This window comes from Streptomyces sp. WP-1, assembly GCF_030450125.1.
In the GTDB taxonomy this organism is placed as follows: Bacteria; Actinomycetota; Actinomycetes; order Streptomycetales; family Streptomycetaceae; genus Streptomyces; species Streptomyces incarnatus.
This window is the reverse complement of sequence record NZ_CP123923.1, coordinates 2993637-3014776: the sequence shown is the minus strand read 5'-3', so window position 1 is coordinate 3014776 and position 21140 is coordinate 2993637. Positions and strand designations below refer to the sequence as shown.

18 protein-coding genes are annotated in these 21140 nt (G+C 73.1%); 13 read left to right on the top strand and 5 right to left on the bottom strand.

Annotated features, from left to right (window positions below):
• Positions 1–36: 36 nt before the first annotated feature.
• Positions 37–2664, bottom strand: a complete 2628-nt coding sequence (locus QHG49_RS12785) for a DEAD/DEAH box helicase (protein WP_301489636.1) — start codon at positions 2662–2664, stop codon at positions 37–39.
• A gap of 505 nt (positions 2665–3169) precedes the next feature.
• Between QHG49_RS12785 and QHG49_RS12780 the strand changes: the two genes are divergently transcribed.
• Positions 3170–3913, top strand: coding sequence for a ferritin-like fold-containing protein (locus tag QHG49_RS12780; RefSeq protein ID WP_186337845.1), 744 nt, complete (start codon positions 3170–3172; stop codon positions 3911–3913).
• Between the two features lie 147 nt (positions 3914–4060).
• Here the strand turns inward: QHG49_RS12780 and QHG49_RS12775 are convergent, their stop codons facing one another.
• The 4 genes from QHG49_RS12775 to QHG49_RS12760 all read right to left on the bottom strand — a co-directional run bounded on the left by QHG49_RS12775 (position 4061) and on the right by QHG49_RS12760 (position 5865).
• Positions 4061–4324, bottom strand: coding sequence for a hypothetical protein (locus QHG49_RS12775; protein ID WP_145487160.1), 264 nt, complete (start codon positions 4322–4324; stop codon positions 4061–4063).
• A 172-nt stretch (positions 4325–4496) separates the two neighbouring features.
• Positions 4497–4724 carry a DUF3107 domain-containing protein gene (locus QHG49_RS12770; RefSeq protein WP_145487161.1) on the bottom strand — a complete coding sequence of 76 codons (228 nt, stop codon included), beginning with the start codon at positions 4722–4724 and terminating at the stop codon, positions 4497–4499.
• A 142-nt stretch (positions 4725–4866) separates the two neighbouring features.
• Positions 4867–5508: a TetR/AcrR family transcriptional regulator gene (locus QHG49_RS12765; protein WP_145487162.1), complete on the bottom strand. Its 642-nt coding sequence runs from the start codon at positions 5506–5508 to the stop codon at positions 4867–4869.
• A gap of 132 nt (positions 5509–5640) precedes the next feature.
• Positions 5641–5865 carry a hypothetical protein gene (locus tag QHG49_RS12760; protein ID WP_159704743.1) on the bottom strand — a complete coding sequence of 75 codons (225 nt, stop codon included), beginning with the start codon at positions 5863–5865 and terminating at the stop codon, positions 5641–5643.
• 215 nt (positions 5866–6080) lie between these two features.
• Here QHG49_RS12760 and QHG49_RS12755 point away from each other — a divergent pair, with 215 nt between their 5' ends.
• From QHG49_RS12755 to moeZ, 12 genes are all read left to right on the top strand, one after another.
• Positions 6081–7208: an alpha/beta fold hydrolase gene (locus QHG49_RS12755; protein WP_301489629.1), complete on the top strand. Its 1128-nt coding sequence runs from the start codon at positions 6081–6083 to the stop codon at positions 7206–7208.
• Between the two features lie 8 nt (positions 7209–7216).
• Positions 7217–8803, top strand: coding sequence for a DUF3152 domain-containing protein (locus QHG49_RS12750; protein WP_301489627.1), 1587 nt, complete (start codon positions 7217–7219; stop codon positions 8801–8803).
• Between the two features lie 56 nt (positions 8804–8859).
• Entirely contained in the window at positions 8860–8955 is a 96-nt protein-coding gene (locus tag QHG49_RS34105) for an Ms4533A family Cys-rich leader peptide (protein WP_310738795.1), read from the top strand.
• 179 nt (positions 8956–9134) lie between these two features.
• Entirely contained in the window at positions 9135–10853 is a 1719-nt protein-coding gene (locus QHG49_RS12745; protein WP_159704752.1) for an ABC transporter substrate-binding protein, read from the top strand.
• Between the two features lie 4 nt (positions 10854–10857).
• Positions 10858–11922, top strand: a complete 1065-nt coding sequence (locus QHG49_RS12740; protein WP_301489624.1) for an ABC transporter permease — start codon at positions 10858–10860, stop codon at positions 11920–11922.
• Positions 11919–12917, top strand: coding sequence for an ABC transporter permease (locus tag QHG49_RS12735; protein ID WP_145487168.1), 999 nt, complete (start codon positions 11919–11921; stop codon positions 12915–12917). The genes QHG49_RS12740 and QHG49_RS12735 overlap by 4 nt, the downstream gene beginning before the upstream one ends.
• Entirely contained in the window at positions 12914–14515 is a 1602-nt protein-coding gene (locus QHG49_RS12730) for an ABC transporter ATP-binding protein (RefSeq protein WP_145487169.1), read from the top strand. The genes QHG49_RS12735 and QHG49_RS12730 overlap by 4 nt, the downstream gene beginning before the upstream one ends.
• Positions 14516–14735: 220 nt before the next feature.
• A complete protein-coding gene (locus QHG49_RS12725; RefSeq protein ID WP_301489620.1) occupies positions 14736–16403 on the top strand; it encodes a DUF3492 domain-containing protein in 1668 nt (555 codons plus the stop codon).
• A gap of 332 nt (positions 16404–16735) precedes the next feature.
• Entirely contained in the window at positions 16736–18031 is a 1296-nt protein-coding gene (locus tag QHG49_RS12720; RefSeq protein WP_370530456.1) for a hypothetical protein, read from the top strand.
• A 112-nt stretch (positions 18032–18143) separates the two neighbouring features.
• Positions 18144–19103: an NAD(P)-dependent oxidoreductase gene (locus QHG49_RS12715; RefSeq protein WP_145487171.1), complete on the top strand. Its 960-nt coding sequence runs from the start codon at positions 18144–18146 to the stop codon at positions 19101–19103.
• Positions 19091–19855, top strand: coding sequence for a spherulation-specific family 4 protein (locus tag QHG49_RS12710; RefSeq protein WP_145487172.1), 765 nt, complete (start codon positions 19091–19093; stop codon positions 19853–19855). The genes QHG49_RS12715 and QHG49_RS12710 overlap by 13 nt, the downstream gene beginning before the upstream one ends.
• Before the next feature lie 63 nt (positions 19856–19918).
• Positions 19919–21097, top strand: coding sequence for an adenylyltransferase/sulfurtransferase MoeZ (gene moeZ, locus QHG49_RS12705; protein WP_159704764.1), 1179 nt, complete (start codon positions 19919–19921; stop codon positions 21095–21097).
• Positions 21098–21140: the final 43 nt, after the last annotated feature.

The following is a 21140-nucleotide window of genomic DNA, read 5'->3' as shown; positions in this document are numbered from 1 at the left end:
TCGGGGCTGCGGTGCCGCCGCGCGGGCGGCGCCGGATCAGGCTTCCGGGGCCTCAGCGGCGGCGGTCGCCTTGCGGGTGCGGCGGCGCGGCTTGGCCTCCGGCTCGCCGGTGGCCTGCGCCGGGATCTCCGCGGTGGCCGTCTCGGCGACGGCCTTACGGGTCCGCCGCGCCTTCGGAGCGGCCGGCTCGACCCCGTCGGCCGTCTCCACGGCGGCGGCGGTCTTCCGCGTACGGCGCGGCTCGGTCTCCGCGACCTCGGCGGTGTCCGTCGTGGCTTCTGCCGTCGCCGCGGTCTTGCGGGTGCGGCGGGGCTTGGCCTCGGCCTCGGGGGCGTCGGCCTGCGGCTGCGGCTCGGCGGAGGCGGTGGTCTTGCGGGTGCGGCGCGGTTTGGCCTCGGCCTCCACCGCGTCCGCCGCCACGGCGGCCGTCTTGCGGGCACGGCGCGGCTTGGTCGCCGGAGCGGCCTCCTCCGCCGTGGCCTCGACGACCGGCTCCGCGGCCTTGCGCGTACGACGACGCGGCGCGGCCTCGGTGTCCTCGCTCGCCTCGACGGCGGCAGCGGCGGTCTTCCGCGTACGGCGCGGCTCGGTCTCCGCGACCTCGGCGGTGTCCGTCGTGGCTTCTGCCGTCGCCGCCGCGGTCTTGCGGGTGCGGCGGGGCTTGGCCTCGGCCTCGGGGGCGTCGGCCTGCGGCTGCGGCTCGGCGGAGGCGGTGGTCTTGCGGGTGCGGCGCGGCTTGGCCTCGGCCTCCACCGCGTCCGCCGCCGCGACGGCCGCCTTACGCGTACGGCGCGCCTTGGGCTCGGCCTCGGCGACCTCGGCCTCGGCGGCGGCCACGGGAGCCTCGGCCGCCTTGCGGGTACGGCGACGCGGCTTGGTCTCCGCCACGGGCTCCGCCGTCTCCACCACGGGCTCCGCCGTTTCCGCCACGGCCCCGGCGACCGGCTCGGCCGCCTTGCGGGTACGACGGCGCGGCTTGGCCTCCGCCTCGGGCTCCGCGACGACGGCCGGGGCCGGCGCCGGGGTCTCCACGACGGCGGTCTCCACCGGCTCCGCCACCACGGGCTCCGCGGCCTTGCGGGTACGACGGCGACGCGGCTTCTCCACGGTCTCCGCGACCTCGGCGGCGACGGGAGCCGGGGCGGCCACGGGCGCTTCCTGCGGCGCCTCGGTGCGCACCTCGACGGCCGGCGTCACCGCGGCCGGCGCCTGGGCGCCGTTGCGGGTGCGGCGACGGCGGCGCGGGGTGCGCGTCGCCGACTCCTCCACGGACGTGGACTCGGCGGCCGGTGCCTGCGCGGCCGCGTCCAGCGGGGCGCCGCCCCGGGTACGACGGCGACGGCGCGGGGTGCGCTCCGGACGCTCCTGCTCGACGGCGGGGGCCTCGGCACGGTCCTGGCGGTCCTGGCGGTCGCCGCGACCACCGCGGCCACGGTCACGATCGCGGTCGCGGCCACGGGCGCCGCGGCCACCGGTCTCGCCGAGGTCCTCCAGCACCTCCGCGCCCAGACCGGCACGGGTCCGCTCCGAGCGGGGCAGGACGCCCTTGGTGCCCGCCGGGATGTTGAGGTCGGAGAACAGGTGCGGGGACGTGGAGTACGTCTCCACCGGGTCGTTGAAGTCCAGCTCCAGCGCCTTGTTGATCAGCTGCCAGCGCGGGATGTCGTCCCAGTCCACGAACGTGATCGCCGTACCCTTGGCGCCCGCGCGGCCGGTGCGGCCGACCCGGTGCAGGTACGTCTTCTCGTCCTCGGGGGACTGGTAGTTGATGACGTGGGTGACGCCTTCGACGTCGATACCGCGCGCGGCGACATCGGTGCACACCAGGACGTCGACCTTGCCGTTGCGGAACGCGCGCAGCGCCTGCTCGCGGGCACCCTGGCCGAGGTCGCCGTGGACCGCGCCGGAGGCGAAGCCGCGGCGCTGGAGCTGCTCGGCGATGTCGGCGGCCGTGCGCTTGGTGCGGCAGAAGATCATCGCGAGCCCGCGGCCCTCGGCCTGGAGGATGCGGGCGATCATCTCCGGCTTGTCCATGGAGTGGCCGCGGTAGATGAACTGCTTGATGTTCGCGACCGTCACGCCCTCGTCGTCCGGCGCGGTGGCGCGGATGTGCGTGGGGCGGGACATGTAGCGGCGGGCGAGGCCGATGACCGCGCCCGGCATGGTCGCCGAGAACAGCATGGTCTGGCGCCTGACCGGGAGCATGCCGATGATCTTCTCGACGTCGGGCAGGAAGCCCAGGTCGAGCATCTCGTCGGCCTCGTCGAGGACCAGGCACTTGACGTGCTTGAGGTCGAGCTTCTTCTGGCCCGCGAGGTCGAGCAGCCGGCCCGGGGTGCCGACGACGACGTCGACACCCTTCTTCAGGGCCTCGACCTGGGGCTCGTAGGCCCGGCCGCCGTAGATGGCCAGCACGCGCACGTTACGGGCCTTGCCGGCCGTCTGGAGGTCGTTGGTGACCTGGGTGCACAGCTCGCGGGTGGGGACGACGACCAGCGCCTGCGGGGCGTCGGTGAGGGCGTCGGGGGTGGCGCGTCCGGCCTCGACATCGGCGGGGACGGTCACGCGCTCCAGGAGGGGGAGGCCGAAGCCCAGCGTCTTGCCGGTGCCGGTCTTGGCCTGGCCGATGACGTCCGTGCCGGAAAGGGCGACGGGAAGCGTCATCTCCTGGATGGGGAAGGGATTGACGATGCCGACGGCCTCCAGGGCCTCGGCGGTCTCGGGGAGAATCCCAAGGTCTCGAAACGTCGTAGTCAGGGTGCTGCCTCTTCTGTGTGGCGCGGTGCGAGGCGAGCGCGGGGGGTCATGGCTGACCGTGCCGGGGACGTCGGCTGCCGTACGGGCGAACCTGTCAAGGCAAGCCGTATAGCACGGGACCTCTGCCGACGCTCTAGCGCTCGTACCGCTGAGGGTGTCCCTCCGGTCGTCGTACGTAATGAGCCGTACGGCCACGGAGGTCTGTCGGGTCGGAGCCGATCGGGCCACCGACCGGGCATCCTCATGCGTGCGCCCTGCCGGAACACGTCGAACACCGTCGACGCACTCCCAGGCGCATTACCACCATACCTCGGATTCGCGCACATGCGATGGCCGAATTGGTCACGTAGTCGTGGTCACAGTGATCGACCGGGGGCTCGACGGGTGCGCCGAGCGGGCTATTGTGCGCCTCATGACTAGCTCTGACAAGCCTGAGAACGCGTCCGCCGCCCCCGTACCGACCGGTGTCGCCGCGCAGGACTGGGCGCAGGCCGCCGCCGAGCCGCACTACCGCGCCGCCGTCGTGGATCTGCTCGGGGCGCTCGCCTATGGAGAGCTCGCGGCGTTCGAGCGGCTCGCGGAGGACGCGAAGCTGGCGCCGACCCTCGGGGACAAGTCCGAGCTGGCGAAGATGGCGTCGGCCGAGTTCCACCACTTCGAGCGGCTGCGGGACCGGCTGACGGAGATCGGTGAGGACCCGACGGCCGCGATGGACCCGTTCGTCGCCGCGCTGGACGGCTTCCACCGGCAGACGGCGCCCTCGGACTGGCTGGAGGGCCTGGTCAAGGCGTACGTCGGCGACTCGATCGCGAGCGACTTCTACCGGGAGGTGGCGGCGCGGCTCGACATCGACACCCGGGAGCTGGTGCTCGCGGTGCTGGACGACACCGGGCACGCGGAGTTCGCGGTGGAGAAGGTGCGGGCCGCGATCGACGCCGAGCCGCGGGTCGGTGGGCGGCTCGCGCTGTGGGCACGGCGGCTGATGGGCGAGGCGCTGTCGCAGTCGCAGCGGGTGGTGGCGGACCGGGACGCGCTGTCCACGATGCTCGTGGGCGGGGTGGCCGACGGGTTCGATCTGGCCGAGGTGGGGCGGATGTTCACGAGGATCACGGAGGCGCACACGAAGCGGATGGCTGCGCTGGGCCTCGCGGCCTGAGAAGCGCTGCGGAAGCGGTGCGCTCCGTGGGGGGCGGGGCAGGGGGTGTGGTGGCCGGCCGCGCCCACGCGGCGGAGCCGCATATCGAACAGAGCCCCGCGCCCCTTTCGGGGCGATTGGTCCCGGCCCCTTGAACAGGGCTCCTGTCTATGCCGTCAGGGAGCGGCGGCTTCGGGACGGGCGCAGCAGCAGGGACAGGGAAGCGGCGGAGATGATCGCCGCGCCCAGGACGGGGACCACGAGGGAGCCCGGACCCACGGCGCTGTGGGTGACGAAGTCGCCCAGCAGGGCGCCCGCGGTGCCGGTCGAGTAGACCAGGGGGCGGTTCGGGAGGCGGTGGGCCAGGCGGGCGGTCGCCGCCCAGGCGAGCAGGAGACCGAGCACGGCGGTGCCGAGTGCTTCCAGGATCATGACGGGGGTCCCTCCCACGGCCGGTCTGCCTTGAACGGTCGTAGCCCGTACTACCCGTGACCTGCGGACTGCAACCCTCCGCTATGGAGGAGTTGTGTCGTCTCTGTGTGCGAATCCGCTCAGCACAAGGGCCCGGCGGCCGAGTGCCGCCGGGCCCTTGTGACCGCCTTGACTACAGCGCGCCGAAGCCCACCTTGCGCACGGTCGGCGCGCCGAGCTCCACGTACGCCAGCCGGTCCGTCGGCACCATGACCTTGCGGCCCTTCTCGTCCTCAAGGGCCAGCAGCTGCGTCTTCCCGGCGAGCGCGTCCGACACCAGGCGCTCGACCTCCTCGACGCTCTGACCGCTCTCCAGAACGATCTCGCGGGGCGCGTGCTGCACGCCGATCTTGACCTCCACGGCTTTGTCCCTCCGACGGTCAGTTATGTGCGCGATCTTCCGCGCCGTACCAGCACACATTAGCCCGGTGAGGGGACGTGTACGCGATCGGCCGGGAACGCCAACAGCGAACACCGTCCGGGAATGAACACCGTGACGCGACTCAGTGGTGCTCGTTGCCGTGCAGCGGGAAGCCCGCGATGCCGCGCCAGGCGAGCGAGGCGAGGAGCTGCACCGCGTTGTCGCGCGGCACACTGCGGTCGCTGTGCAGCCAGGAACGGGCCACCACCTGGGCGAGCCCGCCGAGACCGGAGGCGAGCAGCATGGACTCCGCGCGCGAGAGGCCGGTGTCCTCCGCGATCACCTCGCAGATCGCCTCGGCACACTCGGTGGTCACCTTGTCGACGCGCTCGCGCACGGCGGGCTCGTTCGTCAGGTCGGACTCGAAGACCAGCCGGAAGGCGCCGCCGTCGTCCTCCACGTAGGCGAAGTAGGCGTCCATGGTCGCCCGCACGCGCTGCTTGTTGTCGGTCGTCGACGCCAGCGCGCCGCGCACCGACTGGATCAGCGACTCGCAGTGCTGGTCCAGCAGCGCGAGATAGAGGTCGAGCTTGCCCGGGAAGTGCTGGTAGAGCACCGGCTTGCTGACGCCGGCCCGCTCGGCGATGTCGTCCATCGCCGCGGCGTGGTAGCCCTGTGCGACGAAGACCTCCTGGGCGGCGCCCAGCAACTGGTTCCGTCGGGCTCGGCGCGGCAGCCGGGTGCCGCGCGGGCGTGCTGCCTCTGTTTGCTCGATGGCTGTCACGCCGCCTCCCAATGTCGTCCACATGCGGTGTCGACCGCGCGGCCATCGTACTTTTCGGTAACCGTGGTGTGCGCGGTGCGAACGCAGAATTTCATGTACCGGACGACGGCGAAAGCCGAGTCACACGGGCGATCAGCGGTAGTCGTCCTCGTCGAGCGAGACCACGCGCGCCTGTTCGAGGAGATCGGCCTCGTTCGCCGCGTCCTTCTTCTCCGCCGTCAAGGTGTCGTCGCGCTCGGGCCGGACATCGGCCTGCTGCTCGACGGCGTCCACCTCCGGGTCCTCGACGCCCAGCTCGGGGGCGGTCTCCTCGTCCAGTTCCTCGATGGTGTCGGGCTCGGTCGGATCCTGGGCCATGATGGGCTCCCTTCCTACGAACGTCCCTGGGCACGGCAGGGGCCACACGCGGGTGCCCTCTGTACGAGCCTAGGAGACGGGCGAATCGGACGCCATGCCGTGCGCGCCGGTCCGCCCACCGGTTGTCCGCCACGGGACGGCTCATGCGCGGAACGGCTCGTTCTGTGACGGCGAACACACGAATCCGGGTGTGATCACCTCGTAACATTGCCCGCATGTCTTCCACCGAGTCGCCCTCCGCGCCGGCCGCCAGCGTCCTCCCTCGGGTGGCGCCCGTCCGGGTCGGCGAAGGGGAGCGGCTGCGGACGGTGGGGCTGCCGGGGGTCACCCTGTCGGTGCGCTACCGGCCGGCCGCGCGTGAGGACCTGCCGCGCGCCCTGTACGTGCACGGGCTCGGCGGCTCCTCGCAGAACTGGTCGGACCTGATGGCCGAGCTGGAAGGCGTCGTGTCCGGCGAGGCGGTCGACCTGCCGGGCTTCGGCGACTCCCCGCCCCCGGACGACGGCGACTACTCCGTCACCGGGCACGCGCGGGCCGTCATCCGCTACCTGGACGCCTCCGGTCACGGGCCCGTCCACCTCCTCGGCAACTCGCTCGGCGGCGCGGTCACCACGCGGGTGGCCGCCGTACGCCCCGACCTGGTGCGCACCCTGACGCTGATCTCGCCCGCGCTCCCGGAGCTGCGGATCCAGCGCACCGCGGTGCCGACCGGACTGCTCGGGGTGCCCGGCGTCGCCGCCCTGTTCACCCGGATGAGCAAGGAGTGGACGGCCGAGCAGCGGGTGCGCGGGGTCATGGGCCTTTGTTACGGCGATCCCGGCCGGGTGACGCCGGAGGCGTTCCGGCATGCCGTGGAGGAGCTGGAGCGGCGGTTGCAGCTGCCGTACTTCTGGGACGCGATGGCCCGCTCCGCGCGCGGCATCGTCAACGCGTACACGCTCGGCGGGCAGCATGGCCTGTGGCGGCAGGCCGAGCGGGTGCTCGCGCCGACCCTGCTCGTCTACGGCGGCCGGGACCAGCTCGTCGGCTACCGCATGGCCCGCAAGGCCGCCCGCTCCTTCCGCGACTCCCGGCTGCTGTCCCTGCCGGACGCCGGGCACGTGGCGATGATGGAGTACCCGGGCGTGGTGGCGCGGGCCTTCCGGGAGCTGATGGCGCAGGCCGGGGGAGACGGCGGCGCGGACGCGGACGCGGGCGACGCGGCGGTTGCGGGCGACGCGGATGCCGGCAGTAGAGACGACGGCAGTAGAGACGACGGCAGTAGAGACGACGGCAGTAGAGACGACGACAGCACGGATACGGGCGGCCGGGGAGCCGCCGACGGTACGGAAGCGGGGAGCTGAAGGACACCGTGGGACGCCACAGCCGCCGAGGACCGGCCGAACCGGTCGCGAGGGACGAGGGTCCGGAGATAGCGGCGAAGAGTGAGCGGGGGGCGGCGGGCCGCGGGGCGCCGAGACTGCCTGAAGGGACGCCGGACCACGGTGTGCCGAGGTCCCCGGAGAGAGCGGCGGGGCGTGGTGCGCCGCGTGGTCCTGAGGGGTCGGCGGGGCTTGGCGCCCCGGGTGGTTCCGAGGGGGCTCCGGGCCGTGGTGCCGTGCGTGGTCCTGAGGGGTCGGCGGGGCGTGGTGCCGTGCGTGGGTCCGAGGGGACTCCGGCCCGTGGTGTTTCGCGGGTGCCCGACGGCACGCCCGCCCGTGGGGTTACCGAGTTCTCCGACGGCACGCCCGCGCACGGCGTGCCGCGCGCCGGTGGGGGTGCCGCGCGGGGCGGGCATCCCGAGCAGCGGGAACCCGGTGGCGGCTGGGGGGATTTCCCGGAGCCGACCGGGTCCGGGACCGGTGTGCACGAAGTCGTGCTGCCCCGGCAGCGGAAGGCGGGACCCGCCGAGCCGGGTGGGGCAGGTGGGCCAGGTGGTTCTGCCAGGCATGCCGGGCCTGCCGGGCGTGGGCCCCGGCAGGACTACCTGGACGCTTTCGACGGCGGCGGCGGAAAAGCCGGAGGCGTCCGTACGGCTGAGCAGCCGGCCGAGGAGCCGGGACCGAAGCCGGAGCCGGAGCCGGAGCCGAAGGCGAAGCCGCAGCCGAAGTCGGGGCCAGGGGCGACGGCCGAGACGCCCGTCGCCGGTGCGGACAAGGCGACCCTGCCCGCGCGGCGCGGGAACAAGGGGCGGGCCTTCACCGGTATCGCCGCGGCCGCCGTCACCACCGTGCTCGCGGTGGTCGTCGCCGGACAGGTGACCGAGAGCCGCGACAGCGGCGCGCGGACCGGGCACACCGCGCAGGACCAGGGTGCCGACGCGCACGCCGGGGCCGCCGCGAAGCCGAGCGCGGTGCCGCTGACGTACGAGCAGAAGATGGACCGCACGTATCCGCTGGGCGCCACCCTGAAGGCGTCCGGGACCTTCGACACCGTCCCCGGGTTCGACAAGGCGCCCGGCACCGGTCAGAAGTACCGCTACCGGGTCGACATCGAGCAGGGACTCGGCCTGGACGGCGCGCTGTTCGCCGAGGCCGTGCAGAAGACGCTGAACGACGACCGGAGTTGGGGCCACGGCGGCACCCGTACCTTCGAGCGGATCTCCTCCGGCAAACCCGACTTCGTGATCACCCTGGCCAGCCCCGGCACCACCGCCACCTGGTGCGCGAAATCCGGCCTGGACACCACCGAGGACAACGTCTCCTGCGACTCGGCCGCCACCCAGCGCGTGATGATCAATGCGTACCGGTGGGCTCAAGGAAGCAAGACATATGGCGACAAAATCCATATGTACCGGCAAATGTTGATCAACCATGAGGTCGGCCACCGGCTCGGCCACAACCACGTCACCTGCGAGAAGAGCGGCGAACTGGCGCCGGTCATGCAGCAGCAGACCAAGTTCCTCGACCACGACGGGATCCACTGTCTGCCCAACGCCTGGCCCTATACCAGGAGTTGACGACCTGCGCTTATGTCACATTGACATGAGCCGCAAGTTCGTTCATATTTCTGCGCATGTGGTCTAGTCATGCCGTCTCCTTCAGCGCCGCCATCGAGCTGGCGCTGATCGGCGTGACCGCGCTCTGCGTGGCCGACATCCACTGTCGCTGACGCCGCCCCCTGGCGTTCGCGTCGCGACCTTTCTCCCTTTCCCGTCCGTGGCCCCGGTCACGGATTTTTCGACGACCCGACGCCGGGGCCGACGTCTGTCCAGGGACGTCTCACTCCTCGTCTCTTTGTCTCACTCTTCGAGAAAACCTCGAAATCTCCCCCGAGAGGTCGTCATTCCGATGCGTCAACCGTCCGTCATAGCGCGCCGCGTGGCAGCGGCATCCGTCAGCCTGGTCGTGGCCGCGGGCGCCGCCGCCTGCGGTCCGAAGGACAGCGGTGCGAAGGGCTCCGGTGGCGACTCCACGCCCCACAAGGGCGGCACGCTCACGGTCCTGAACTCCGAACCGCAGACCGATTTCGACCCCGCGCGGCTGTACACCTCGGGCGGCGGAAACGTCCCCTCGCTGGTCTTCCGCACCCTGACCACGCGCAACCGGGCGGACGGCGCGGCCGGCGCCAAGGTCGTGCCGGACCTCGCCACCGACACCGGGCGCCCCAACAAGGACGCGACCGTGTGGACGTACACCCTGAAGAAGGGCCTGAAGTACGAGGACGGCACCCCGATCACCTCGGCCGACATCAAGTACGGCATCGAGCGCTCCTTCGCCCCCGAGCTGTCCGGCGGCGCCCCCTACCTGCGCGACTGGCTGACCGGCGCGGCCGACTACCAGGGGCCGTACAAGGACAAGAAGGGCCTGTCGGCGATCGGGACGCCGGACGAGCGGACCATCGTCTTCCATCTGAACAAGCCCGAGGGCGAGTTCCCGTTCCTGGCCACCCAGACGCAGTTCGCGCCCGTGCCCAAGGCCAAGGACACCGGCACCAAGTACGAGGAACACCCGGTCTCGTCCGGCCCCTACGAGGTCGTGAAGAACGAGAACGACGGCGAGCACGTGCTGCTCAAGCGCAACCCGAACTGGTCGGCGGCCACCGACGACCAGCGCAAGGCGTACCCGGACACCATCGACGTGCGCTCCGGCCTCGACTCCTCGGTGATCGACCAGCGGCTCTCCGCGTCCCAGGGCGCGGACGCCGCCGCCGTCACCACGGACACCAACCTCGGCCCGGCCGAGCTGGCCAAGGTGACCGGCGACAAGGAGCTGGCCGCGCGCGTGGGCACCGGCCACTTCGGCTACACGAACTACATCGCGTTCAACCCGAAGGTGAAGCCGTTCGACAACCCCAAGGTGCGCGAGGCCATCGCCTACGCCGTCGACCGCTCCTCGGTGGTCAACGCGGCCGGCGGCAGCGCGCTCGCCGAGCCCGCCACGACCTTCCTGCCCAACCAGAAGTCCTTCGGGTACACGCCGTACGACCCGTTCCCGGCGGGCGCGTCCGGCAACCCGGCGAAGGCCAAGGAGCTGCTGGCGCAGGCCGGTTACAAGAACGGGCTCACCGTCACCCTGACGCACTCCAACGCCAAGGACTTCGCGACCAGCCCGGAGATCGCCACCGCCCTCCAGGACGCCCTCAAGAAGGCCGGCATCACGGTCAAGCTCCAGGGCCTGGAGGACAACGACTACCGGGACACCGTCCACAGCGTGAAGACCGAGCCCGGCTTCTTCCTCGCCGGCTGGGGCGCCGACTGGCCCTCCGGCGGTCCCTTCCTCGCCCCGATCTTCGACGGCCGGCAGATCGTCAAGGACGGCGCGAACTTCAACGCGAGCCAGCTCGACGACAAGTCGGTCAATGACGAGATTGACTCGATCAACAAGTTGACCGACCTCGACGCGGCCGCCAAGCGCTGGGGCGCCCTGGACAGGAAGATCGGTGAGAAGGCCGTCGTGGTGCCGCTGTTCCACCCCGTCTACAAGCGCCTGGTCGGCAAGGACATCCGCAATGTCGTCATCAGCGACTGGACCGGCGTGCTGGACATCTCCCAGGTCGCGGTGAAGTGACGCCGTGACCGAGTCACCCCTCGCCACCCCGGCCGCCGGGACGGACACCTCCGTCCCGGCGGCGCCGGGGGCGCGCCGGTTCTGGCGGCGGCTGCGGGCGCAGCGCGCCGCCCTGGTCGCCGCGGCCGTCGTCGCGCTGCTCGTCCTGGTCGCGCTCTTCGCGCCGCTGCTCACCGCCCTGGAGGGCCAGGACCCCTTCACCTATCACCCGTCCCTGATCGACTCCGCGCGCGGCGGCGTGCCGGTCGGCTCCCTCGGCGGCATCGGCGCGGAGCACTGGCTGGGCGTCGAACCCCAGACCGGCCGCGACCTGTTCGCCCGCCTGGTCTACGGCGCCCGGGTCTCGCTCGGCGTCGCCCTGGCGGCCACCGTCATCCAGATCGCCATCGGCGTGGCCGTCGGCGTGGCGGCCGCGCTCGGCAATCAATGGATTGATCAAGTGTTGAGCCGGATCACGGACATCATCGTCGCCATGCCGCTGATGATCATGTCGCTGGCGCTGCTGGCGGTCGTCCCGGCGAGCTTCCCGCGGCCCGTCCTGGTCACCCTCGTCCTCGGCCTGATCGGCTGGGGCGGCATCGCGAAGATCGTGCGCGCGCAGGCCCTGTCCCTGAAGGGCCTCGACTACGTCTCCGCCGCCCGGCTCAGCGGCTGGCGGACCTGGCGGATCGCCCACCGGGAGCTGCTGCCCGGCCTCGCCGCGCCCATCATCACGTACGCCGCGCTCCTCGTGCCCTCGAACATCTCGGCGGAATCGGCCCTGTCCTTCCTCGGCGTCGGCGTCAAGCCGCCCACGCCCTCCTGGGGACAGATGCTCACCGCCGCCGACGTCTGGTACCAGGCCGCCCCGCAGTACCTGCTGCTGCCGGCCGGCGCCCTGTTCGTCACCATCCTCGCCCTCACCGTGTTCGGCGACGGCGTGCGCACCGCGCTCGACCCCCGCGCCGCCTCCCGGCTGCGGGTCGGCACCGGCCGCAAGGAGAAGGACACGGCCGGGGACGCGATCAAGCCGGCCGAGGACGCGATCAAGCCGGCCGAGGACGCGACCAAGAAGGAGGCGACCGCATGAGCGGCTTCGGCGGATTCCTGCTGCGCCGGGCCGTGGGCGCGGTCGTCACCCTGCTCGCCGTCTCGGTCATCGTCTACGTCGTCTTCTACGTCACCCCCGGCAACGTCGCCCAGATCACCTGCGGCCCGCGCTGCTCGCCCGCCCAGGTGCACCAGGTCGCCGAACAGCTGCACCTCGGCGACCCCCTCTACGTGCGCTACTGGCACTTCCTCCAGGGCCTCCTCGCCGGCCAGGACTTCTCCACCGGCACCTCCGTGGAGCACTGCGCGGCGCCCTGCCTCGGGCAGTCGTACCAGACCGGACAGCAGGTCCTGGACATCATCCTGGGCAAGCTCCCGGTCAGCCTCTCGCTGGTCCTCGGCGGCATGGTGCTGTGGCTCGCCCTCGGCGTCGGCACCGGCGTCCTCTCCGCCTGGCGGCGCGGCCGCGTCTCGGAGCGGGTGCTCACCGCGATCACCCTCGCGGGCACCGCCACCCCGGTGTTCGTCATCGGCCTGGTGCTGATGATCATCATCTGCGGCGAACTCCAGCTGCTGCCCTTCCCGGAGTACGTCGCCTTCACCGACGACCCCGAGCAGTGGGCCTGGAACCTGCTGCTGCCCTGGCTGTCGCTGGCCCTGATCGAGGCCGCGACCTTCGCCCGGCTGACCCGCGCCGCGATGCTGGAGACCCTCGCCGAGGACCACGTGCGGACCTTCCGGGCGTACGGCGTCGGCGAGCGGGCCATCGTCGGACGGCACGCCCTGCGCGGCGCGTTCGCCCCGGTCATCGCGCTCAACGCCAACAACGTCGGCTCCGCCGTCGGCGGCGCCGTCCTCACCGAGACCCTGTTCGGGCTGCCCGGCATCGGCCAGGAACTGGTGCACGCGGTGAAGGTCGTCGACCTGCCGGTGGTCGTCGGCATGGTCCTCGTCATCGCGTTCTTCGTGGTGCTCGCCAACGCCGTCGCGGACGTGCTGTACGCGGTGGCCGACCGACGGGTGGTGCTCGCATGAGCCTCGTGGAAGTGTCCGGCCTGAGCGTCGAGTTCGGCGCGCTGCGGGCCGTCGACGGGCTCTCCTTCAGCCTGGCCGAGGGCGGCGCGCTGGCCCTGGTCGGCGAGTCCGGCTCCGGCAAGTCCACGGTCGCGGGCGCCCTGCTGGGCCTGCACCGCGGCACCGGCGCCCGGGTCGGCGGCACCGTGCGCGTTGCCGGCACCGACGTCCAGGCGGCCACCGAGCAGGAGCTGCGGCGGCTGCGCGGGGCCAGGGCCGCCATGGTCTTCCAGGACCCGCTGTCCTCGCTCGACCCCTACTACGCCATCGGCGACCAGATCGCCGAGGTGTACCGGGTGCACACCCGCGCCACGCGCCGCGCCGCCCGCGCGCGTGCCGTCGAGGTCCTGGACCGGGTGGGCATCCCGGACGCCGCCCGGCGCGCCCGCTCGCGCCCGCACGAGTTCAGCGGCGGCATGCGCCAGCGCGCGCTCATCGCCATGGCGCTCGCCTGTGAGCCCGAACTGCTGATCGCCGACGAGCCCACCACCGCGCTCGACGTCACCGTGCAGGCCCAGATCCTGGACCTGCTGCACACCCTGCGCACGGAGACCGGCATGGGTCTGCTGCTGGTCACCCACGACGTGGGCGTGGCCGCCGAGAGCGTCGACGAGGTACTGGTCATGCGGCACGGCCGGGCCGTCGAGCACGGTCCCGTCGGGACGGTCCTCGCGGCGCCCCGCAAGTCGTACACCCGCGAACTCCTCGACGCCGTCCCGCGCGTGGAGACCCGCCGCACCGGCGCCCCGGCCACCGGCGAGGTGGTCCTGGAGGCCACCGGTCTGCGGCGCGAGTTCGGGCGCGGCAAGCGGGCGTTCGCGGCCGTGGACGACGTCTCGCTGACCGTGCGCAGGGGCGAGACCCTCGGCGTCGTCGGCGAGAGCGGCAGCGGCAAGACCACCCTCGGCCGGATGCTGGTCGGCCTGCTGGACCCCACCGCGGGCCGGATCCGCTACGCGGGCGAGCCGCACACCGGGGTGAACCCGGCCGTCCAGATGGTCTTCCAGGACCCCGTCTCCTCCCTCAACCCCCGCCGCAGCGTGGGCGAGTCCATCGCCGACCCGCTGCGCGCCCGGGGCGAGAAGGGCGCGGGGACCGAGGAGCGGATCAGGGGGCGGGTGACGGAACTGCTGGAGCGCGTGGGGCTCGAAGGGGCGCATTACGACCGCTACCCGCACGAGTTCAGCGGGGGCCAGCGCCAGCGCATCGGCATCGCCCGCGCGCTGGCCGCCGACCCGCGCGTCATCGTCTGCGACGAACCCGTCTCCGCGCTCGACGTCACCACCCAGGCCCAGGTGGTCGCCCTGCTCGGCGAGTTGCAGCGGGAACTCGGCCTCGCGCTGGTCTTCATCGCGCACGACCTCGCCGTCGTCCGCCAGGTCAGCGACCGGCTCGCGGTGATGCGCCGGGGCCGGCTGATCGAGTACGGCCCCGCCGACGAGGTCTACGACAACCCGCGCGAGGAGTACACCCGGCAGCTGCTGGCCGCCGTACCCGCCCTCGATCCGGAGCTGGCGGCCCGGCGCCGGGCCGCGCGCGGCGAACCGGCGGCGGCCTGACGGCCCGCCGTACGGCACGCCCGGCGTGACGTCCCGTACCCGCGTGAACGCCTAGCGCGACAAAACGCGATCCGCACGAGAAAGTTACGCGCGTTCACCCCTTTTGGTGGCGCGACGGACAACCGTCCGTCGCGCCACCCTCTTGTCCGCTTACCTTCGTCCCGCTGTGAGCCGCCGGGACCAACGGCGGCCGACCAGGAGGAAGATCGGGGGTGCACGCGTGCGCACGGGACTGCTGACGGAAGGCGGCTATCCGTATGCGAGCGGCGACGCCGGCCTCTGGTGCGACCGGCTGGTGCGCGGGCTCGGGCAGCACGAGTTCGACCTCTACGCGCTCAGCCGCAGCAGGCACCAGGAGGAACAGGGACTGCTCCCGCTCCCGCCCCAGGTGACCCGGGTCCGCACGGCACCGCTGTGGACGGCCGAGGTCGCCGGCGGGGCGGTCGGGTACGGACGGCGCGCGCGCCGGCGCTTCACCGAGCACTACGGCGAACTGGCCGCCGCGATGTGCACGGCGGCGGACGGCGGCGGGGGTACGGCCGCCGACCACAGCGCCTCCGGTGCCGTGGCGGACCGTTTCGCCAACGCCCTGTACGGGCTCGCCGAACTCGCCCGCGAGGCCGGCGGACTCGGCGCGGCGCTCCGCTCCGACCTCGCCGTCCGCACCCTGGAGCGCGCCTGCCGCGCGCCCGGCGCGCCGCGCACGGCGCGCGAGGCGCGCGTGGCCGACCTGCTCACCGTCACCGGCCACCTCGAACGCGCCCTGCGCCCCCTCTCCCTCGACTGGTACGGCGAGGACGCGCTCGGCGCGGCCGACCTCTGCCACGCCACGTCCGGCGGTCCCGCCGCCCTCCCCGGGCTGCTCGCCCGGCACTTCTGCGGGGTGCCCCTGCTGGTCACCGAGTACGGCGTCCATCTGCGCGCCCAGTACCTGGACCGGGGGCCCGGTACGGCGCCCGCGGTGCGCGCCCTGCTCGCCGCGTTCCACGGGCGGCTCGCCACCGAGATCTACCGGCGCGCCGAGATCCTCACCCCGGGCAACGCGCACGCCCGCCGCTGGCAGGAGCGGTGCGGGGCGGACCGGGCCAGGATCCGCACCGTGTACCCGGGCATGGCGGCCGACGGCTTCACCGAGGCCGGCGAGTCACCGGAGCGCGCGGACGCGGACACCCTGGTCTGGGTCGGGCGCGTCGAACCCGCCAAGGACCTCGTCTCCCTGCTGCACGCCTTCGCCGAGGTGCGCAGGCGGGAGCCCGGGGCACGGCTGCGGATCGTCGGCTCGCCGGGCGGATCCGAGGGGGCGGCGTATCTCGGGCACTGCCAGGCGCTCGCCGCGCAGCTCTTCCCGGACGAGGCGGAGGGGGCGCACGCGGTCGGCTGCAACCCGGTCTCCTTCGACGAGATCGGCAGCCCGGACGCCCCCACGCTGCCCGAGGTGTACGCCTCCGGTGCCGTCGTCGTGCTCTCCAGCGTGGTGGAGGGGTTCCCCACCGGGCTCATCGAGGCCATGTTCTGCGGCCGGGCGACCGTTTCGACGGACGCCGGCGCGGTGGTCGAGGTGATCGGCGGTACGGGGCTGGTCGTGCCCCCGCGCAATCCGCGGGCGCTCGCCGATGCGTGCCTGGCGCTGTTGCGCGACCCCGAGCGCCGTGCGCGGCTCGGTGCGGCGGCGCGCGCCCGGGCGCTGGAGCTGTTCACCGTCGAGCAGAACATCGCGGCGTTCCACGGCATCTACCTGGAGATCGTCTCGCACTGCCCGGTCCGCCGCGACCTCCTCGACGCGTCCGGCGCGCCGCTGCCCTTCGCCGCCCCCGCCGAATCCCACGTCCCCGCCCACTGGCCCGCCACCCCCACCTGGGCCCTCCCGACCACGGAGCCAGCCCGATGAGCGACACACCGAGAATGCCGAGTGGAGGGGTGCCGTGGGGAGCGGGGTCGACCGAGAGGGGCACGGGGCCGGGGGAGCGGCCCTCGATCGGAGTGGCCCCGGGAGTGGGGGAGCGGCCCTCGACCGGAGCGGCTCCGGGAGCGGGGGAGTGGCCGAAGCCGGAGGCCGGGGCGGGTGCCGGGGACGGGGTGGATCGGGCCGCCCCCACCGAGGGGCCGCACGGAGGCGAGGCTTCCGTGAGCTGGCGGGACGTCTCGGAGGACATGCCCTCCGTGTCCGCTGCCGGCGTGCCTCTCGTCAACTCGCCCTCTGACGTGCCTGGTTCGGTCGAAGTGTCCGCGCGTGCGGGCGGCGCCTCCCTGGAGTGGCCGGACGCCCCGATCGCCGCCGGGTCCGGGGTGCTTCTCTCCAAGTCCCGTGCCGGTGAGCCCCGTACGCCCGCGGCCCCCGTCGGCGATCCGCCCGCCCCCGCGAGCTGGCCACCGCCCCCCATGCCCGTCCCCGACCGCAGAGCCGCCCCCCGCCGGCCCTCCGGTGACCCCGTCAAGGCGTTGCTCCACCGGCACCGTGACCTGTGCGAGCAGGCCGTCGACGCCCTGGAGATCGCGGCCGGGCTGGAGGCGCAGGGGATCACCGATCGGACGGCGGCACGCTTCCGGCACCGGGATGTCTTCTCCCTGGCCGAGGAGTTGTACGCGCGCGTGCCGCGGACCGGGGAGATCAGGGCGGTGCCGAATCCTGCCCTGCCCGTGCCCCGGGTCAGGGCGGCATGGGCGCTGCTGAGCCCGCTGCCGGGGATCGCCGCTGCGGGCACCGTGGCCGGGATGCGCGTCACCCAGGGCCAGCCGCGGCTGCTCGTGGCCGTGGCCGGGCTCGCCGTCGTAGCCCTCACGACCCGCGCGGCGCTGCGCACCGGACCCCTGGCCGTGCGCACCGGGCCCCGCCGCCCCCGCCCCTGGCAGGGATCCCTCGTCGCCTGGACCCTCTGGCTGCTCGGATACGCGCTGTTCGGCGACGGCCTGCTGCACGACGTGCTCACCGGCGGCCCCGACGGGCTCCCCGACGGCGCACCCGGCGGCGCCTGGCCCACCACCACCGCGCCCGCGCTCGCCCTCGCCCTGGCCCTCGCGCCGGCGGCCTGGTGCGCGCACCTCCTCGCCGCGGGCGCCCGGCGCGGACTCGCGGGCAGCCGGGGCCTCGGGGACTTCACGGCTGCCGCCCGGCCCCTGCTGCTCGGCACCTTCGTCCTGTTCCTCGGCGCGCTCGCCGCGCTGCTCCTGGCGTGCGGAAAGGTCCTCGGCGAACCCGCGGCCTACCCGCAGGCGCTCACCCTCGGCGCCCTGCTCCTGCTCGCCCGCCTGCTCATCGCGCACCGGCACCGGCGCGCGCCCGCCCTCGTCCTCGGCACCGCCGCGGTCACCGAGGCGCTGGCCCTCGCGCTGCCCCTCGCCGGGCGGCTGCCGCACTGCCACCTGCTCGCGCTGCCCGTGCGGACCCTCACGGACACCGTGGGCGAGCCCGCCGTACCGGCCCTCGCCTGCGGCACCGCCGCCCTGGCCCTGCTGCTGCACGCCGGCCGCACCCTCACCCGTGCCTCCGCCCACGCCCCCACCGGAGCACCCGAGTGAGCACTGGCTCGCGCCGCCCCCCGAACCAACAGCACCACCCCGTTGAAGGAGACCTCCAGATGTCCACCTCCCACCAGGGAGCCCCCGAAGCCCTCACCCAGGGAGCCGCCCGATGAGGGTCCTGCTGATCGGAGCCAATGGTTACCTCGGCCGGTTCGTGGCGGAGCGGCTGCTCGCCGACCCCGCCGTACAGCTCACCGCGCTCGGGCGGGGCGACGACGCGGACGTCCGGTTCGACCTCGCCACCGGCAGCCCCGGCGCGCTCACCCGGTTCCTGGGGGCGGTGCACCCCGGGGTCGTCATCAACTGCGCCGGCGCCACCCGTGGCGGCGCCCGCGAGCTGACCCGGCACAACACCGTCGCCGTGGCCACGGTGTGCGAGGCACTGCGGCGCAGCGGCTGCGGCGCGCGGCTGGTGCAGATCGGCTGCGGCGCGGAGTACGGCCCCAGCCAGCCCGGCTCGTCCACGGCCGAGGACGCCGTACCGCGGCCCGGCGGCCCCTACGGCGTCAGCAAGCTCGCCGCCACCGAACTCGTCCTCGGCTCCGGCCTGGACGCCGTCGTGCTGCGCGTCTTCTCGCCCTGCGGCCCCGGTACCCCGGCCGGCTCCCCGCTCGGCCGGCTCGCCGAGGCGATGCGCCGCGCGATGCAGTCGGGCGACGGAGAGCTGAAGCTCGCCGGACTCGGGGTGCAGCGCGACTTCGTGGACGTACGCGATGTCGCCCGCGCCGTGCACGCCGCCTCGCTCTCCGCCGCGCAGGGCGTCATCAACATCGGCTCGGGCCGCGCCGTACGGCTGCGGGACGCCGCCGGGACCCTCGCCCGGGTGGCCGGCTACGGCGGCGCGCTGCACGAACTCGACGCCCCGCCCGGCGCGTTGCGCGGCGGCCTCGGCCACCCCCGGGCCGAGACGGAGCACACCGCACCGGCCGCCTTCCCCTACCCGGACGGCTGCGGCAGCTGGCAGCAGGCCGATGTGCGCACCGCGCGCGACCGGCTCGGCTGGCGGCCGCGCATCGGCCTCGAAGAGTCCCTGGCCGACATCTGGATGGAGGCGGCGTGCCGCATCTGACCAGCACCGGCGGTACCGAGGGCACGGCGGGCGCCACCGGCACCGCCGTACGCACCGCCATCGGCGTCCCCGGCTACGCCCACCCCCTCGTCGCCCCCGCCCAGTGGGCCGCGCTCGCCCGCCCCGGCACCCCGCTGGACTGGGTGGCCCTCGACGTGGCCGGCGGCCCCGGCGCCCGCCCCGATCCGCACTGCCTGACGGCGGCGCAGGCGCTGCACCACGCGGGGACGCGCGTCCTCGGCCGCCTCGACCTCGCGCAGGGCGTCCGCGCCCACGCCGACCTGGTCCGCGACGCCCACCGCTACCTCGACTGGTACCGGGTCGACGGCTTCCTCCTCGACCGCTGCCCCATCGGCCGCGCCGAACTCGACGGGGTCCGCCGGGTGCTCGCGGACCTGCGGACGATCACCGGCACCGCCCATCTCGTCCTCGGCCACGGCACCCACCCGCACCCGGGCTACGCCGAGCACGCCGACCAGCTGGTGACCTTCGCGGGCTCCTGGTCCGACTACCGCTGGTCGCAGGTCGCGGAGTGGACGGCCGACCATCCGCCCGAGCGGTTCTGCCACTTCGTGCACAGCGTGCCGCGCGGGCATCTGGAGGAGGCGCTGCGCGTCGCGCGCTGGCAGGGCGCGGCCACGATCTACTTCACGGACCGCACCGGAGGCCGTGGTTCCGGGGACCCCTGGGAGGCGATGCCCGGCTACTGGGACGACATCGTCTCGCGCCTCGGAACAGGTGTCTCGGAATGAAGAAGGGCGTGGCAGTGTTACCAGGAGAACAAATGTAGTGATCGACCGACCAACGGAGTCCCCGTGTCGCTGCCACCCCTGGTCGAGCCGGCTTCCGAGCTCACCGTAGACGAGGTCCGCAGGTACTCCCGCCACCTGATCATCCCCGATGTGGGCATGGACGGGCAGAAGCGGCTGAAGAACGCCAAGGTGCTGTGCGTGGGCGCCGGCGGACTGGGCTCGCCCGCGCTGATGTACCTGGCGGCGGCGGGCGTCGGCACGCTCGGCATCGTGGAGTTCGACGAGGTCGACGAGTCGAACCTGCAGCGCCAGATCATCCACAGCCAGTCCGACATCGGCCGCTCCAAGGCCGAGTCCGCGCGCGACACCGTCAAGGGCATCAACCCCTATGTGAACGTGGTCCTTCACGAGGAGCGGCTCGAAGCCGAGAACGTGATGGACATTTTCAGCCAGTACGACCTGATCGTGGACGGCACGGACAACTTCGCCACCCGCTACCTGGTCAACGACGCCTGTGTGCTGCTGAACAAGCCGTACGTCTGGGGTTCGATCTACCGCTTCGACGGCCAGGCCTCGGTCTTCTGGTCCGAGCACGGCCCCTGCTACCGCTGCCTCTACCCGGAGCCCCCGCCCCCGGGCATGGTCCCCTCCTGCGCCGAGGGCGGTGTGCTCGGCGTGCTGTGCGCGTCGATCGGCTCCATCCAGGTCAACGAGGCCATCAAGCTCCTCGCGGGCATCGGCGACCCGCTGGTCGGCCGGCTGATGATCTACGACGCCCTGGAGATGCAGTACCGCCAGGTCAAGATCCGCAAGGACCCGAACTGCGCGGTCTGCGGCGAGAACCCGACCGTCACCGAGCTCATCGACTACGAGGCCTTCTGCGGCGTCGTCTCCGAGGAGGCCCAGGAGGCGGCCGCCGGTTCGACGATCACTCCCAAGCAGCTCAAGGAGTGGATCGACGACGGCGAGAACATCGAGATCATCGACGTCCGCGAGCCGAACGAGTACGAGATCGTCTCCATCCCGGGCGCCACGCTGATCCCGAAGAACGAGTTCCTCATGGGCACCGCCCTGGAGTCGCTGCCCCACGACAAGCGGATCGTCCTGCACTGCAAGACGGGTGTCCGCAGTGCGGAAGTCCTCGCGGTCCTGAAGTCCGCCGGCTTCGCCGACGCCGTCCATGTCGGCGGCGGTGTCATCGGCTGGGTCAACCAGATCGAGCCGCACAAGCCGGTCTACTGACCGGCCGCCGCCTTCGTCGGGAAGCCCGCGGCCCTGAACACGA

Bases quoted from the DNA above. Each gene is read 5' to 3' on its own strand.
- QHG49_RS12785 (WP_301489636.1), bottom strand. From the start codon at position 2,664: ATGACGCTTCCCGTCGCCCTTTCCGGCACGGACGTCATCGGCCAGGCC.
- QHG49_RS12780 (WP_186337845.1), top strand. From the start codon at position 3,170: ATGACTAGCTCTGACAAGCCTGAGAACGCGTCCGCCGCCCCCGTACCG.
- QHG49_RS12775 (WP_145487160.1), bottom strand. From the start codon at position 4,324: ATGATCCTGGAAGCACTCGGCACCGCCGTGCTCGGTCTCCTGCTCGCC.
- QHG49_RS12760 (WP_159704743.1), bottom strand. From the start codon at position 5,865: ATGGCCCAGGATCCGACCGAGCCCGACACCATCGAGGAACTGGACGAG.
- QHG49_RS12755 (WP_301489629.1), top strand. From the start codon at position 6,081: ATGTCTTCCACCGAGTCGCCCTCCGCGCCGGCCGCCAGCGTCCTCCCT.
- QHG49_RS34105 (WP_310738795.1), top strand. From the start codon at position 8,860: ATGTGGTCTAGTCATGCCGTCTCCTTCAGCGCCGCCATCGAGCTGGCG.
- QHG49_RS12745 (WP_159704752.1), top strand. From the start codon at position 9,135: ATGCGTCAACCGTCCGTCATAGCGCGCCGCGTGGCAGCGGCATCCGTC.
- QHG49_RS12735 (WP_145487168.1), top strand. From the start codon at position 11,919: ATGAGCGGCTTCGGCGGATTCCTGCTGCGCCGGGCCGTGGGCGCGGTC.
- QHG49_RS12730 (WP_145487169.1), top strand. From the start codon at position 12,914: ATGAGCCTCGTGGAAGTGTCCGGCCTGAGCGTCGAGTTCGGCGCGCTG.
- QHG49_RS12715 (WP_145487171.1), top strand. From the start codon at position 18,144: ATGAGGGTCCTGCTGATCGGAGCCAATGGTTACCTCGGCCGGTTCGTG.